The organism is Citrobacter sp. MGH110 (assembly GCF_001037515.1).
Taxonomy (GTDB): Bacteria; Pseudomonadota; Gammaproteobacteria; order Enterobacterales; family Enterobacteriaceae; genus Citrobacter; species Citrobacter portucalensis.
Window position 1 is genome coordinate 3,133,971 of the sequence record NZ_KQ089830.1, and the last position, 15,506, is coordinate 3,149,476.

At 48.2% G+C, this 15,506-nt stretch carries 16 protein-coding genes and 1 pseudogene; 8 read left to right on the forward strand and 9 right to left on the reverse strand.

What is annotated here, in order from left to right; genetic code table 11:
- Positions 1 to 4 precede the first annotated feature (4 nt).
- The 9 genes from SK38_RS14710 to SK38_RS14750 form a co-directional block, all read right to left on the reverse strand.
- Complete coding sequence (locus SK38_RS14710; RefSeq protein WP_048236226.1) at positions 5 to 448, reverse strand: antirestriction protein; 444 nt, start codon at positions 446 to 448, stop codon at positions 5 to 7.
- A 30-nt stretch (positions 449 to 478) separates the two neighbouring features.
- Complete coding sequence (locus tag SK38_RS14715; protein ID WP_048236227.1) at positions 479 to 1,300, reverse strand: DUF932 domain-containing protein; 822 nt, start codon at positions 1,298 to 1,300, stop codon at positions 479 to 481.
- A gap of 98 nt (positions 1,301 to 1,398) precedes the next feature.
- On the reverse strand, positions 1,399 to 1,620 hold the full coding sequence (locus SK38_RS14720; protein WP_048236229.1) for a DUF905 domain-containing protein: 222 nt from the start codon (positions 1,618 to 1,620) through the stop codon (positions 1,399 to 1,401).
- Between the two features lie 71 nt (positions 1,621 to 1,691).
- A complete protein-coding gene (locus SK38_RS14725; RefSeq protein WP_048236230.1) occupies positions 1,692 to 2,141 on the reverse strand; it encodes an IrmA family protein in 450 nt (149 codons plus the stop codon).
- Positions 2,138 to 2,590: a YfjS/YafY family lipoprotein gene (locus SK38_RS14730; RefSeq protein ID WP_048236233.1), complete on the reverse strand. Its 453-nt coding sequence runs from the start codon at positions 2,588 to 2,590 to the stop codon at positions 2,138 to 2,140. The genes SK38_RS14725 and SK38_RS14730 overlap by 4 nt, the downstream gene beginning before the upstream one ends.
- Before the next feature lie 36 nt (positions 2,591 to 2,626).
- Positions 2,627 to 3,196: a hypothetical protein gene (locus tag SK38_RS14735; protein WP_048236235.1), complete on the reverse strand. Its 570-nt coding sequence runs from the start codon at positions 3,194 to 3,196 to the stop codon at positions 2,627 to 2,629.
- Positions 3,196 to 3,900, reverse strand: coding sequence for a WYL domain-containing protein (locus SK38_RS14740; RefSeq protein WP_048236238.1), 705 nt, complete (start codon positions 3,898 to 3,900; stop codon positions 3,196 to 3,198). The genes SK38_RS14735 and SK38_RS14740 overlap by 1 nt, the downstream gene beginning before the upstream one ends.
- Before the next feature lie 200 nt (positions 3,901 to 4,100).
- On the reverse strand, positions 4,101 to 4,976 hold the full coding sequence (locus SK38_RS14745; protein WP_048236239.1) for a GTPase family protein: 876 nt from the start codon (positions 4,974 to 4,976) through the stop codon (positions 4,101 to 4,103).
- 100 nt (positions 4,977 to 5,076) lie between these two features.
- Positions 5,077 to 5,991 carry a hypothetical protein gene (locus tag SK38_RS14750; protein WP_231587317.1) on the reverse strand — a complete coding sequence of 305 codons (915 nt, stop codon included), beginning with the start codon at positions 5,989 to 5,991 and terminating at the stop codon, positions 5,077 to 5,079.
- A gap of 501 nt (positions 5,992 to 6,492) precedes the next feature.
- Between SK38_RS14750 and SK38_RS14755 the strand changes: the two genes are divergently transcribed.
- The 8 genes and pseudogenes from SK38_RS14755 (at position 6,493) to SK38_RS14785 (ending at position 15,464) form a co-directional block, all read left to right on the forward strand.
- On the forward strand, positions 6,493 to 6,699 hold the full coding sequence (locus tag SK38_RS14755; RefSeq protein WP_004108780.1) for a helix-turn-helix transcriptional regulator: 207 nt from the start codon (positions 6,493 to 6,495) through the stop codon (positions 6,697 to 6,699).
- 95 nt (positions 6,700 to 6,794) lie between these two features.
- The gene (locus SK38_RS14760) at positions 6,795 to 7,394 is read left to right on the forward strand and encodes a hypothetical protein (RefSeq protein ID WP_048236241.1); all 600 of its coding nucleotides are present in this window, start codon (positions 6,795 to 6,797) and stop codon (positions 7,392 to 7,394) included.
- Positions 7,395 to 7,610: 216 nt separating this feature from the next.
- On the forward strand, positions 7,611 to 8,183 hold the full coding sequence (locus SK38_RS14765) for an inovirus-type Gp2 protein (protein WP_048236243.1): 573 nt from the start codon (positions 7,611 to 7,613) through the stop codon (positions 8,181 to 8,183).
- Positions 8,184 to 8,332: 149 nt separating this feature from the next.
- Positions 8,333 to 8,416: pseudogene (locus SK38_RS25415) on the forward strand (putative zinc ribbon protein); the annotation flags it as partial.
- Positions 8,417 to 8,573: 157 nt separating this feature from the next.
- The gene (locus SK38_RS14770; RefSeq protein WP_048236245.1) at positions 8,574 to 9,173 is read left to right on the forward strand and encodes a DUF1819 family protein; all 600 of its coding nucleotides are present in this window, start codon (positions 8,574 to 8,576) and stop codon (positions 9,171 to 9,173) included.
- Complete coding sequence (locus SK38_RS14775; RefSeq protein WP_053069343.1) at positions 9,170 to 9,784, forward strand: DUF1788 domain-containing protein; 615 nt, start codon at positions 9,170 to 9,172, stop codon at positions 9,782 to 9,784. Before SK38_RS14770 ends, SK38_RS14775 begins: the two co-directional genes overlap by 4 nt.
- 101 nt (positions 9,785 to 9,885) lie before the next feature.
- The gene (gene brxC / locus SK38_RS14780; RefSeq protein WP_231587318.1) at positions 9,886 to 13,608 is read left to right on the forward strand and encodes a BREX system P-loop protein BrxC; all 3,723 of its coding nucleotides are present in this window, start codon (positions 9,886 to 9,888) and stop codon (positions 13,606 to 13,608) included.
- A gap of 101 nt (positions 13,609 to 13,709) precedes the next feature.
- Positions 13,710 to 15,464 (forward strand): DUF262 domain-containing protein, encoded by a 1,755-nt coding sequence (locus SK38_RS14785; RefSeq protein WP_048236248.1) that lies wholly within the window; start codon positions 13,710 to 13,712, stop codon positions 15,462 to 15,464.
- Positions 15,465 to 15,506: the final 42 nt, after the last annotated feature.

Consider the following 15,506-nt stretch of genomic DNA (forward strand, 5'->3'; position numbering starts at 1 on the left):
TTCCTCAGTCGATTAGATGCATAATGGCGCTGCATTCCGGATGGTTTAGCACGTAGTCGCGTAAGCGATAATAGTGCTCAGTCATCGCGTCACATTCGGTACGACAGGCGTGGTGGCTGTAAGCCATCAGACAGGCGACTATCCCTGCCGCTTCACCAGTAAGTTCCGCGCCGTTGCCGTTCATACTGTTGAACAATGCCCACTTCTCATCGTGCTCTGACTCAGGAGCCATAAAAGCGCCGCCGTTGCTGAGCGTCGAAAAGTTCCAGATACCACCGTGGTAATCGGCACACAGACGGCCCATCCAGCCAAAGATACAGGGCTCAAGGGTTATCCATTGTGGGATGGTGCCAAAGTACTGCGGCCAGAAGCCGATGCGTAACTCGTCAGGGACCACCGAGGCAGTAATTGCTGCCTGCTCAGCGAACTCAAAGTTTTGTGTATTCATTAAACTATCTCCTTATACCGGAGCGGTTGTTTAACGCCCGAAAAACTCGAGCATGTTTTCTGCCATAACCCACAGGGCGCGATTGAGCTTCACATCGCCAGCGATGCCAGTAACGGCACGGGTGCGGCTGCTTTTCCCCTGAGCGGTTCGCCCTGACAGACCACCTTTCATCAGGTTCTCCTGCACGCGCTGGTAAACGGTCCACAGGTCATCGCTGTAGTCCTCCCGACGACGCGGAGTCAGCAACTGCGATACCGTGACCGGCTGGTGGTCCTCACCAAATCGATACTTCAGTGCAGCATTCGCCAGTGCGTGACGGGCGGGTACAGGTAGCGCCAGAGACTGCATTGCATCGCGTTTCTCATCCACCCGGTCAAAGACCCCGAGCACTTCGTAAGCCCCTTCAATCACCTTCTCGACAACATTCCCTTTATGCGGTACCCGCACTTCGCCAAATGACTGTCCGCAGACCAGACCGTTGGTACAGACGCCACGAAACAGGCCCGGCAGCATCTGGTAGCTTGATGAGCCGTCATGGCTGTTAAGTAGAATGATTTCCGGCACCTGATGTCCGGTCAGTTGTCCGGCACGACGCAGGCGAAGCATGTGTTTGGTGTGCTCCCGCTTGCTCTGGTCGCGAACCTTCGTCTGGCAGGCAAAGAATGGCTCAAAGCCTTCACGCTGCAGGCTTTCGAGGATGGTGATAGTCGGGATATAGGTATAACGGTCTGAACGAGACTCATGCTTATCGCTCCCGAACACGCTGGGGACATAACTCATCAGCTCTTCGTGGGTCAGAGGCCGGTCACGGCGTATCTGGTTTATACGGCCAAAGCGGCTGGCTAATCGCATGGATAACTCCTTATGTAGTGGGTAAAAATACAAAAGGCCACACTTCCGGAAGGAGGTGTGGCCTGACTTTGCTTATAACGGTGATGCTCTGATGATGGTTATTCAGGGAATTTGCGGATGCCATAACGAGCTATATACCGGTTCAGCCAGTAACCGCCATCCGGTTCAAAGTTCCAGGCTCGCCAGACCATGCAACGCTCATGACGGATAACCAGACGGAAATGGGTACCCTGGTCGTCCTCTATAGCAATGTTGGAATATTGAGCCGCAACCGCCTCTGCCTGCTGGCGCGAAAACGGTCCCTCTGGTAGTTCAGGCATACAGGCCCCTTAAAACAAAAAGCCCCTGTGGCATAAGCGACAGGGGCTGAATCAAACGGGTAAAGAATTGGCTAAGACGCCTTACCTCCGACAACCGTGACTTGCAGCGGTTGGTAGTACTGCGGGTCGAAAACGGAAAGTGGCAGGTCAATCTGGTAACCATTACGCTCTTCTGTTGCCTTCATGATTTCGACGGAGCTAACGTTTTCCACGCATTCGTTCTCCAGCGAGGCTTCCTGAGAGCGAGTGGCATCGCTGTCGCCAAATGCAGCCACTGCCATATTTCCCATGGCCAGCGTGTTCCCCCCTTTATCTTTCAGACGTAGGGAGAGCGTCAGAGGCCCGAACCCCTCACCACTTCCGCCGTTATCCAGACGAAACTGCCACACGCAGACATTGCCCGGCACCCAGACCATGTCTGTGTTGCGGATACTCATGTAACGCTGTTCTTCGGCCTGAGCCGGTGAAAGCAGACAAAGGCTCAGAGCGAAAACTGAGATAACGCCTTTCAGCTTCTTCATGGATTTTTCTCCTGATTCTCCGGCAGATAGAGTTTCCCCATTTCCTTGCCATCGTGCGAATACACCACCGATTTTTCACCCGTGTAGCTGTCGGTTTCAATCCGGAAGCTCAGGGTGATATTGTCCGCAAGACACAGGGCAGCAATCAGAGGCTGCACCGTTTTCTGCTGCATATCCGCAATGTAGTAATAATTGCCTGACTCACAGCCTTCCGGCGACTGGTTGGTTTTCATCACCGTATATTGCGGTGTGCCGAAAGCATCCTTCTTTACCCATTCCTGGGCAATATCGGATTTATGCGAGACAACCTTGCTGAACGGTGGCGGAGTCAGGTCCTTAAAACTGGCTATCGTTTTCACACCCGCATCTTCCTTGCGGTCGCAGCCAGAAACCCCCATGGCACCGATAACCAACAAAGCGGTGAGAACAGGTCGATACAATTTCTTCATGGTGCAGATTCCTTATTAATCGTCCGTTCCTTTGCTTTAGCAATTGCCGGTGCGTCGGCACAACTCTGCCAGACTCTGTTGGGCTACCCAATGCTGCAGTTTCTGCTCTGATGCAGAACGCTTCGCCGCCAGGGCAGCCTGCTGCTGTTTGTTGACACAGTTTTCCGGGAATGCAGCAAGTACCTGGTTGCTGTGAGGTTCGTCAGCCAGCTCCAGCTGATACTGGGTGTCGATGATAGTGAAGTAACACCCTTTCCCCTGGTCTTCGCCCTGATAGACCGATGTCAGGTCGGAGTAATAACCGCTGGCAGGTTTCAAATTCAGCTTGCGCACAGTATGCGTTTTCTTATCGGCGAGAAAATAAGCACCACCACCCCGCTGACGCAGCAGGAATTGCCTGGTCCAGGGATAATTGCCAATCACACTGGCCTGATAGAGCGTATTGTTTAGCGTGTCGTTATCCATGCCATCGGCCGATTTCCAGCCATCCGCCTGCATGTACTGCCAGAATTTGACGGTACCCACGACAGTTTCGGCAGACGTCGGAAAGGTAGCGCCAGCGCAGAGACTAACGGCCAGTGCCGTTGTAATCAGTAATTTCTTCATCATGATTCCTTATGAGGTAAAAGACCGTCGCCAGTTCTGGCGAGCAGTGAGTGAAAAACGTGAAAATGGGGAAGGGCTCTGAGTAATTCCGGTTCGGCGAGAACGTTACGAATCTGAAGGTCGGGCACGAACAGTTCCGGGTGCAAGGTAACCGCATGGATATCGTTCAGCGGAAACACTGCCACGCGATGATGATGCTCGCCAGTCAGATACCAGTGCCCGCCGCAGAGTACGAGGCGGTATGGTGCAAGCCCTGAGCAACGACAACCTTCAGCCAGCAGCGTCACGCGACGATGCTCTGATATAGCCCTGACAAGGCGTGTAAATATGCCTGGCCTGGGCGGCGACAATGACTCCGATTCTGCCCATATGAGGCACGGAGACTCACCGGGCCCACTCAGCAGTGAGCTGACCATGTGGTTATCCATGTCAGGAAACAAGGCCTCCACACCTGACTGACGAGCAAAAGTCAGCACCGCCAGTTCGCGCTGATGGCTACCTGAAAGCAGACGACAGGTGCCGTCGCGATATTCCAGGTCCAGGTACATCAGTCGCTCACGAAAATCCCGGCGGAGGGTAAGGAGCGATACACCAAACTCTGCGGCAAGAAGGCCCATATCCAGTGTTTCGCCAGCAACAAGGCGGCTGATAATGAGGGACAGCCGAACCGCCAGCCGCTCATGGCGACGCTCAGTCTGGGACATTAGATTCTCTCCATCCTGTTAACAGGCTGAAAATTAAGTGATTAGTGTAACGAAGGGGTCGGACAGGGTATGGACATGGGAAGGCGTATTTTTTCAGTATGTGGATTTCAGCCATGACGCGGCTTTGCGCCTAATCGATGAGTTGGTTGCTCATTAATTGAGCGCAGCAAGGACAGGGAGTGTCCGCCATAAGCGGTTTGTCAGAAGAAAATCCAGTCCCAGACGGCACGGGCAACAGTCACCACTGCTTCCCGTACGGTTCGAATCACAGCCCTTACAGGCTCTGGCAGAAAAGATGATGACTCCACAGTGCCAATCATTTCATCTACGGCATTACCAAACCGCTCGCGTGCCTGCTTTTTTACCGGCTCGGTGCAGAGCCTTCCATGCAGTTGTGTTGTCAGTGGACTGGTGGCCCGGTCAGGCAGGCTATGCATCATAGTATCGACAAGGGTTTCCACGCCCCACCCTGTGCGGGCTGACACCACACAGACAGGATGGTGCGGTAGGAACAACTGCTGCATCGCGATTCTCTTAGTCTCAATCGTTAACTGCTGAGCAGGTGAAGGCGTGCTATCGGTGGTACACCATTCATGACAGGGTTCGGCCTTGTCGACCTGATTAACCACGAACAAAACCCGGTACTGATACGCCAGCATCACCTTGCGATAGAAGTGTTCATCCACTGACAGTGCCCGATCATCAGCCTTGATGACCCATAACACTAAATCCAGTTCGGGTAGGATGCGGCGATACAGTGCAGTGTATTCTTCATCGCGTTGCTCGCTTTCACCCACACCAGGTAAATCAACAATCATCAGGCTGTGATTGCCATTGCGGAGCCTGAAGCGCAGCACATCGCGGGTGCAGGCCTCCACATCGCTGACCGACGTGACTTCTCCCTGGAACAGGGCATTGCAGAGAGACGATTTGCCTGCCCCACTTTTGCCCATAATGCCAATAACCGGCTCGTACTGTGTGAGACTACGAAGGCGTTTAAGAATTAGACTGCGAAGAGTATGGGGCAGTGAAGCCAGAGGCTTCTCAATGGCCAGAAGGCCGTCAGATTTTTGCATAAGGAGATCTCAGCGCGAAAAATAAAAAGACCCGCGATCCGGTAAAGGATGCGGGGGATTCACGGAGATAATATCTGTCTGAAATTATTTGGAGTGAATGCTATTTATCTTCTGCATATCTGGCATCGTGCCAGGCATTCATAATGATAACTTCCAGTTCTTCGTTAATTTTTCGACCATTTTTCTTTGCCAGCATATCGAGCTTTTCTTTAATGTCCTTCTGGACATAAGTGTTAATCACTTTTTTGTCAGCAATGTTTTCCCGGAACAAATTCTGGTTGTATGTTTTTTTCATCCGTTGAATCATCAGACGCCGAGTGTCAGGGTGAGCAGGCCAGGAATACAATACTGCCGTGAGAAAAGTAATCACTTGTTGTTGTCTGATTTCAGTCATAAATGAAGGCATGTAATCGGGTTTGATATGCTCCATAACATATTTAAATGCCCATGCACATTGTTTATGGTTTTTAAGGTCAATCCATTTAAATGGTTCTGGTAACTCTCGATTTCGCTGAATCCAGATATTTTTTAATGATGAGAGTGTTTTGATCTTAAAGAATAAATCGACATCCCAGCTATCAAAACAGGTGTAGAGTACTGAAAGGGCATCCTTATACGTTTCCGGAATAACAGGCAATAAGTTATGCTGAATGACCGGAGGCCGTTGACGGTAAAAATCAACCTCTAGTGGATTAATTTCCTTAGGGCCCATGGTTGAAAGTATATTCCATGCAAAATAAGCGGAGCTATAGTCCTTTATCCATTCAAAATTTGTCTCCGGGATGATACTGGAAAATAATCCATTTTTCATTTCCCGTACGAACTTATTGTACTCATGAGTGTTTTTAAATTCATTATTAAGGTCTCTCAGGATCATATCCATAACCTCCTGATTTTTATAATCAGTTATGAGGAGTAGCGGAGTGCGCTCCCGGTATCCTTCGATGTTTTTCTTCATGTATTCGATATAAAACCGGCACGCTCTTTCTGTTCTGTCCGTCAGCTGTTCTTTCATAATTACATTTTCATTGATTTTAAAGTGGGTATCACTACGTAGGTTAATGCGTGTGTAATGCGTAGTCAAATGCGTTGCTTTCTGCGTCAATATCTGCGTAATAAAAAGTCTAGTGAAAGTTATGTTTTATGTAATGTGTAGTGATGCGGGATTAGCTAGTTTTCGATGTAAAACAAGAGGATAAGCTGCTCACTGACCTTCGGGAAAGTAAGAAGGGCTTTTTCAAAGGACAGGGAGTCCGGTGACTATATTCCCATGAAGACAAAAGAGGAAGGATGACGGTTGCCTGAGCGATTGATGTCTGCAACAGATGAGGTAACAGAAGAATGTAAGACAGTCATGCACATGAGCGCGTCGAAATACATCTCAGAACCGGTTGCCCCCTAGAGGTCAATATAACCCGCTTTTTTTTACGTATCTCCCCATGGGTATGCCCCGGAGCAGTGACCGTAATTAAATATCACTAATCCGGCTGACCTTTCTTAACCGGAGATACAAATCATGACTACCCGCCCCTCACTGACCGAAGACCAGTTCGTTGACATGGCATTTATCACCAGTCTGCTGCAAATGACAGATAAGTGGATTTATAAGCTCATTAAGGACGGAATCTTTCCCAAGCCAATCAAGCTGGGACGAAGTTCCCGATGGTTAAAAAGCGAAGTCGAAAACTGGCTACAGGAGCGAATCGACCAGTCCCGTAAATAACCTCCCACCAGACTAAACCCTCAGCAGAATAATGACTATCCGGTTGATCCGGAGGTTTTCTGCTGTCTGTCATTTAAGCCAGAAGGAATATGAACATGAAAGATTACAAGCCTCGTTACGAAGAACTTTATAAATGTTACCAGACCTGGCTGACCGATTTTACGAAGCTGACGGTCAGATCGGGTATGTGCCACCAGAATATATATCATCACCATACCCTGATGGTTGGTAGCCTTAAGTTTCCGGGAGAGGAAGAGGTTATTGCTGTTGTTCCCCAGTGTCTGCACCGGATTATTTATGGCAGAGCAGCAACCCCACTGACTGTTAATGATGACCTGATCGTCAGTTTATTTACTCAGGAACATCTGCTGGCTCACCATCCCATGCTGGAAGGTATTCTGCTGTCTGAGTGCGTGCGGTTAAAACAGCGTCCTGTGGCAAATAAACTCATCAGTTTGTTTCGGCAGTTCAGCGGTAGCGAGCTGCGTCTGAAGCTGGTCTGGCTATGCTGGTACGATTTGATGCTGGGTAATTGCCTGGATGACTGGACCGACCATCTCAGATTCAAAAAAGATAAAGAGATGGATATCTGGGTCAATGACCGGCAGGCAGAAAACTCTGCGCTGACCAGTCTGATGGACGAGTACGTCTGCTTTGCATGGCGGACGACAGCCGAGCCACTGAATCAGGCCTGATGCCTTGCCCTACAAGGTTTCTGAAGGCACTAGTGAGTGTGATTATTAATATCGGTTATTAGTATTATTAATAGGCATTCCCTCTTAATCCTTCACCCTGATTAATCCCAGCATTACCAGATCTTTCAGTAGCCCTGTCAGATACTGCGTCATAGCCTCCCCTCCGGAGGCTTCCTCACATCTGCTGATCTTTGTCAGCACGAAGGAATCTGTTCTATGCAAAACAAACCGCAATGGGAGCCAGACTGGTATCTGGAATCTCTTCTGAACATCCATATTGACGAAATGGTTGATCGCTATGCCTGCCTGCGGGCACTCCGAATCGACTTGTTCTATCAGCATCACACCGCTAAGTACTACCTGCAAAACCACAATCATCTTGAATGGGATCTTCGGTTACTCATGGATTACATGATGCAAATGGGCGCAGTCGTGGGTTATTTCTGGGTTATCGAATGGACAGAAGACCATCACTACCATGCGCACGTAGTCTTCTGGGTAGATGGCAACCGCAGTCGGAAGGTTTATCCCTGGGCTGAGAAGGCCCGTGAGTTCTGGACGTTAATTACCGAAGGTGACGGGGGCTTCCATCGTAGTGAATACAAAAAATATTACAGAGCCAATATCAATATCCCGGTGCGTTACAGCGAACCAGACAGTATCGACAACATCCGACAGGTGTTGGCGTATATGACCAAAATTCAGCAGAAACATGGCCTGCTGCTGTTCGGCTGCAACGATGTACCTGAACGACCAGCAACCGGGCGACCACGCAAGAGTGACTTCTGAGTAAGGTAGTTTTTTACGCCAGCAATTCATAGTGTGACTACCACACCGCTATTTACCTCGCAACACCTTTAAACCTTCCAACCGCATGGCTTCTGCCTGCCCTTTAGGGACGGCTTATGCCTGCGTGTTGGCTGGCTGGAGCCTAGAATATGTTTGCCAATTCCTTTCTCGCTCTCGACGGTAACGGTGGTCTGAGCGATGCCCTTACAGCCCCTTATGATCGCTACACCTGCAAGTGTGCGGCAATATCCGTGGTAATTTATATTGCGCCTCTGAAGCGGAAAAATCACGCTGGTCGATAGCAAAGGCAAAATGTGTTTTGTCATAAGGCCATATGCTCCAATTTCGCGTATCATAACGGAGTTTTTAAACCCTGACCGTGGAGCCATTATGACCGCCAAAGAATATCTGGGTGACATCATTGGTGGCAGCCTGATGTTGCGTGAGAGCAGAGTCATCGCGGAGCTGCTGATATCCTCACCAAATGATGATCAATGGCATAATGCTATTGTAAATGACAATGTGCTGCAGAAGACCTCAGTGCACAGTGTTAAACGCATGGCTTCAACCCTGCGTAAAAGAATTCAACCGATGGGTGAGGCATTCTGGAGTGAGCTACTAAAGGCCCCTGATGATGCAGCCAGACAAATGTTGCTAATGGCGACAATGTGCCAATCCCCAGTGCTGACCGATTTCATGGCTACAACACTGTCTGATGCCCGGCAGATGTTTCGCGAATCACTGCGAAGCGAAGACTGGCAGGAATTTATTCTATCCCGCCAACGTGCCATCATCGGCTTAGATCAATATTCCGAAAGCTCAATCCAGAAAATGGGCAACAACGTATTTAAGATCCTCGCAGATAGCGGGTATCTGGAATCAGGCCGCAGTAGAAGGTTGAAAAATGTCTATCTACAACCCCAGATAAGAGAGTGGGCAAGTAGTCTCGACTGCCAAAAAGTCTACGATGTGATGGAGTCCGTCAGATGAGAGCAAAACTGGACAGTAAGCCGCAATTGTCAGCTCGTCTCGAACAAATCGAAGACCGGCTAAAAAGTGAAGGCTTCCTGAAAAACCAAGAGCTCGGTGGTGAGATCGGTTTTTATATCTTTGATTACCCACCTCAGTTTGAACTAACCGTACGGGAATATTTGAGATTGACTTTGCCTCGCCTGTCCCGGCAGGGGCTGAATTTTGTTCATCTCAATCTGTTCGAAGAGGTACTGGCAATTTTGCAAGATCGTAAATTGCTGGATAAAGCTTTTGATCTGGAGATCAAAAAAGGTACCGACGAGTTAGCCAAAGCACTTAAAGGGCCTCTTGAACAAGGTCGAATTGCAAGGCATCTGATAGATAAAGTGCTTCCGGCCTCGCCTCAGTTTGTATTGCTATCAGGTCTTGGCCAATGCTGGCCATTGCTACGTGGTCATAGCTTGCTTAATGCATTACATGCCCATATGGGGGCAATACCACTGGTATTGTTTTACCCGGGCAGTTACAACGGCCTCGAACTTTATCCTTTTGATCTGGACAGCGCAGAAGTGGCAACAGCCAACTACTACCGAGCTTTCCAACTGGTGCCACACGCATCTAAGTACTGAAATTTATACTGCTGCCGTAGCTTGTTTTTTGAGAGAATTCAAACCACTAACTTGGCCGCGAAAGAGTCATCACGTTATAGCGAGCAGAAGAGCCTCGCTAAATGATAGAGACGGAATTTTTAATGCAGATAAGAGAGCTGTTTACCAAACAACTGGATCGCCCAATCAATGGTGTGGTGAAAGCCGAACAGCTGGATGAGCAAATCATCTGGACTGAGCTTGACGAGTATGTGGTGACCCGTGAACTTGACCGCCACCTTCGTCACTTTTTTGAGACCTACCTGCCTGGTGTCAGCCATCCAGATGATCCTAGTGTGGCGGGTAAAATTGGGATTTGGGTATCGGGTTATTTCGGTTCCGGTAAATCTCACTTTATAAAGATCCTCTCTTATCTGCTCGGTAACCAGAAAGCCATTAACGATGGCCAGACAAAAGCAGCCATCGAGTTTTTCAAAGAGAAAATCAGCGATCCTCTTCTTTATGGTGACATCCATGCTGCAGTTAACCGCAATACTGAAGTAATTCTCTTTAATATCGACAGCCGCGCAGATACTGAAGACAAAGAAGATGCCATTCTCAAAGTTTTCTTACGCGTCTTCAATGAGCGCCTGGGATATTGCGCTGACCATCCTCATATCGCACACCTGGAACGTGAGCTAGATTCCCGTGGCCAATACGAGCCATTCAAAGCAAAATTCGCTGAACTCACGGGCTCAAGCTGGGAAGAACAGCGTGATGCCTATGGTTTCTGTCGTGATGAAATGGCAAAAGCCTGGGCCTATGCTACCGGCCAGTCAGATGCCTCATCAGTGCAGAGTATGGAAAATCTCGAATCCATGTTTACTCTCGACATTGCCAACTTCTGTAAATGGGTGCGGGAGTATCTCGATCGCAGCGATCCATCTGGCGACAGTAAACGCATGGTCTTTCTGGTAGATGAGGTCGGACAGTTTATTGGCAACAACACCCAGATGATGCTCAAACTTCAGACGATAACAGAAAATATCGGTACCGCTTGTGGGGGCAGAGCTTGGGTGATCGTAACTTCACAAGAAGATATCGATGCCGTACTAGGGGATCTTAGCGCTAAAAAAGGCCAGGACTTCTCCAAGATCCAAGGGCGTTTTCACACAAGGATCTCCCTCTCCTCGTCCAATACCAATGAGGTAATACAGAAACGTCTGCTCGAAAAAAGTGAAGACGCTAAAAATTGCCTGGCAGAATTGTTCAGTCAAAAAGGCGACATTCTTCGCAACCAGTTGACCTTTGATACCAGCACTACAGCTGAGCTTGCTAACTACAGTGATAATGTCGAGTTTGTTGATCACTACCCTTTTATTCCCTATCAGTATCTGCTAGTACAAAAGGTCTTCGAAGCGATCCGCAAAGTGGGAGCTACCGGTAAGCATCTCTCCCGTGGTGAACGTTCTCTGCTGGATGCATTCCAGAATGCCGCACGCCAGCAGATGAACAAAGAGATCGGTGTACTCGTGCCATTCCATGCCTTTTATCCGGCAATCGAGTCTTTCCTCGATACCAACGTTAAACGTATCTTCGAACAAGCTGCCGAGAAAGCGAGTCTCGATCCTTACGACATTAATATTCTTAAATCGCTTTTTTTGATCCGCTATGTTGATCTAGTCAAATCCACTATTGATAATCTAGTTACTCTCTCTATTGAAGAAATAGACACTGACAAAGTAGCACTAAAAAGCCGAATCGAAGCCAGTCTACAGCGTCTTGAAAACCAGCTATTGATTGTCAGAAATGGCGATGAGTACGTATTCCTGACTAACGAAGAAAAAGAAGTCGAGCAGGAGATCAAACACACTCAGGTTGAAGCAACTGAAGAGAACCGACAACTGGCCCGGTTGGTGTTTGAAGAGGTGATGGGCAATCGCCGTCAGTATCGCTACCCGGTAAACAAACAGGATTACCCTCTGACTCGCTTTTGTAACGGCCACTCGATAGACGGCAGTCAACAAACAGATCTGGTCCTCAAAGTCATTTCACCACTGGATGCCAATTTTGAAAGTTATAACGAACAATCCTACAAGGCACTGAGCCAAGAAGGGAATGGTTGTATTCTGGTACGCCTGTCGAGTGAGAAGCGGGTCTGGGCTGAATTTGATACATGGTTGAAGACCGAGAAATTCCTGGCAGGGATTCGGGGTAAACGACCTGAGCAAGAGAAATTGCTGGCAGAAAAAGCACTCGAAAACACCCAGCGTCGTAGCCGCCTGAAAGTGCTATTTGATGAGCTGGTGAAACAAGCGCAGATCTTCGCACTCGGTAATGAGCTCCAAAGTAAATCGGCCAGTGTAAGCAATATGCTAGATGAAGCTTGTACCTACATAATCGAAAACTCATTCCAAAAGCTCTCTTTATTACAAGGCTGTGGTAACAACCCAGTGCAAGAGCTCAAGTCGGTGATCATTGCCGATGACATAGCACAGCTAAATGTTAATCTCGGTGAACAAGACCCCAATGCTGCTGCAAAAAAGGAGATTGAACTCTTTTTAAATGTAGCAGATGAAAAAAATCAGCCGGTCTACCTTAAAGAGTTGTTAGAGCGATTCAGTGCGCGTCCTTTCGGCTGGAACCGTGACGAAGTAATGTTACAGGTTACTCATCTGGTCTTGCTTGGTAAGGCTGCGTTATCGACACCTAATGGCGATTTGCCCCTCAAACGCAGTTATGAACATTTTACCTCAGTACGTAGCCACAGCACACTGCGTATTCGCCGAGTACGTCAGCATACAGAACAGCAAGTCGTCAAAGCGGCTAAACTGGCGAAAGATATTTTTAATAAACCCTTCGAGAGCAACGAAAAAGAGCTGGCGAATAAGCTTCTTGACGCACTAGTCGAGTGGCAGCGGTTAATTCAAGGATTTGATTTTAAAGCTAAAGATGGGAATTGCCCGGGTAAAAGCACCCTGCTTACCGGCAGTCGATTGATCGCCAGCCTGCTTGAGCTGGGTAACAACAGTTATGCCCTGATCGAGGGACTCTGCCAGCAAAGTAAAGAATGGCAGGATTTTGCCGAAGATTTTGAAGAAGTCGAGGAGTTTTTCACTCGTCAGTTTGATATCTGGCAACAGTTGCGTCGCGCCCTCAATGAGCAATTCAAATCCAATCGCCATGCACTAGAGCAAAACCCAGAAGCAGCTAAAGCATTAGCAGCACTGCAGGCTATCTACGATGATAAATCTCCGTATAGCAAACTGCGCCAAGTGGGATCGTTAATTGATCAACTCATCGCCATTAACCTGCAACTGGTGGAACAGAAACGTACCGCAGCTTTGGAGGCGATCAATGCGACCCAGCAAGGTATTGCACCACTGGTTGCTGACTTACCAGCTGAGTTACAAAACCAGGCAATGCGTCCCTTTAACCTGTTAAAAGAGCGGGTCAGTAACAGCTTATCCTTACATGAGATTGTTAGCCTGCAACAAGAGGCTGATGATGAAGAAGATAAAGTCTTAGAACTGATCAACCGCTACAGCGCCGAACTTCAAGCTCGTCTGGAAGCGGAGCAAGCCGCAGCACGGAAAAAAGCGGCTGAACCGCCTAATAGCGATGCGGGTACTTTGCGAGAATGGGATCCATCAGGCTCGCCAACTACTATTGCGAATAACTCTGCTGCAACAGTGGTTAGCCACAAACCAATACCTAAACCTATCGAACTGGTTTCACCCGCTGAATTGCTCGGTGCCAGCCACATCTTTATAGAAACGGAGCAAGATATCGACACCTATCTCGCGACCCTTCGCAGCCGTTTGCAACAGGCAATAGGTCAAGGTAAACGAGTGCGAATCAAATAATGTTACACCCTAAAGTAAGGATGTAAAACGCTCAGCCCCTTTTCTCATCAAAAGGGGTTGAAAGAGTGCTTCGAACATAACCATACGGGAAGAGATAAAACATGTACCAAACCGGTGGCACCATCGAAACGCTGCTGAACAAAGTTGAACAGCATGAATATATTTTGCCTGCAATCCAGAGAGAATTTGTCTGGCGGCCAGATCAAATCTGCCAGCTGTTTGATTCTCTACTACAAGGCTACCCGTTTGGTACCTTCCTGTTTTGGAAAATTAAAACTGAGAATCTGCGTCAGTATCAATTTTATGATTTTATGCGTGACTACCACCAGCGTGATCAAGCCCACTGTAAAAAACTAGAGATTATCGGTGAAAATGATCGCATCGCGGTACTTGATGGCCAGCAGCGAATGACTGCACTAAACATCGGGTTGCGTGGTTCCTATAGCTGGAAAACTCAGGGCAAATGGTGGTCCAGTTCAGACGCCTTTATCGAACGTCGTCTCTATCTCAACCTCTTTGAATGCACAGACCCTGACAGCGGAACTCGTTATGAGTTCGAGTTCTTAAGTGAGGATGAGGCAAGCCACAACGATGACCAACACCATTGGTTTTTAGTCTCCCGTATTCTCGGTATGAATGCCTATGACGTAATGATGTCAGTCATGGAAATGAAAATGCCTGATGAACGCAAACCAGCAGCAGGTAAAGTGATTTCTCGTTTTCATGACATCATTCACAATAAGCCTTTAATCAGCTACTACCTGGAAGAAGGCCAGGAGCTATCCAAGGTTCTCAATATCTTTATCCGTATGAATAGTGGCGGAACAACACTCTCCTATTCAGATCTACTGCTCTCCATCGCCGTAACGCAATGGAGCACGCTGGATGCACGTGATGAGATTCACAAGCTAGTAGATGAAATGAACCAAATAGGTAATGGCTTTTCCTTTAGCAAGGACCTGGTGCTCAAAGCAGGTTTGATGCTGAGTGATATCGGCAGCGTTGGGTTTAAAGTCGAGAACTTTAGCAAAGAGAACATGTGCAAGCTGGAAGATAATTGGGAACGCATCCGGAAAGCTTTGCTTCTTGCAGTCAATCTACTCAGCAGTTTCGGCTTCAACAGTTATAACTTGGGAGCAGACAGTTCCCTACTTCCCATAGCGTATTACCTCTACCATCGAGATCTGGATAACAGCTACCTATCCCGTAGCGAGTATGCTGCTGATAGGCAGGGGCTCAGAGGTTGGCTCATTCGCTCTATCCTCAAACAATCCGGTATTTGGGGAAGTGGTCTTGATACACTTCTTACCAGTTTGCGCAGCAAGATAAAGGAACATGGTCAGCAAGAGTTTCCATTAGCAGAAATTTCCATCGCAATGACAGAACGCGGCAAAAGCTTGCGCTTTGAGGAAGAAGAATTACAGTCTTTGGCCGAACTCGACTATGGCAATCGCCGCACTTTTGCCTTGCTATCTCTGCTCTTTCCGGGACATGACTTCTCACGCCACTTCCATGTAGATCACATATTCCCTAAAGCCCGCTTTACCAAAAGCCAATTGAAAAAGGTAGGGGTGACCGATGAAACACAAGCTGAAGCGTGGATTCTCATGGCCAACCGACTACCTAACCTGCAATTGCTGGAAGGAAGCCAGAACAATGAAAAGCGTGAGAAGTTACCCCATGAATGGTACGAAATGATGTGGCCGGAGCCAACTGCCCGTGCTAATCATCTTCACTTACAGGCAATCGACTCACTACCTGAGACCTTAGTTGATTTTGGGGGATTCTATCATCAACGTCGTGAAATATTATTGGCGCGTTTGCGTCACATTCTTAGTGAATCTCTTACGGCATAATTTCGGTTTCAGGTGAACTTCAACCATCTGACATTACATTCT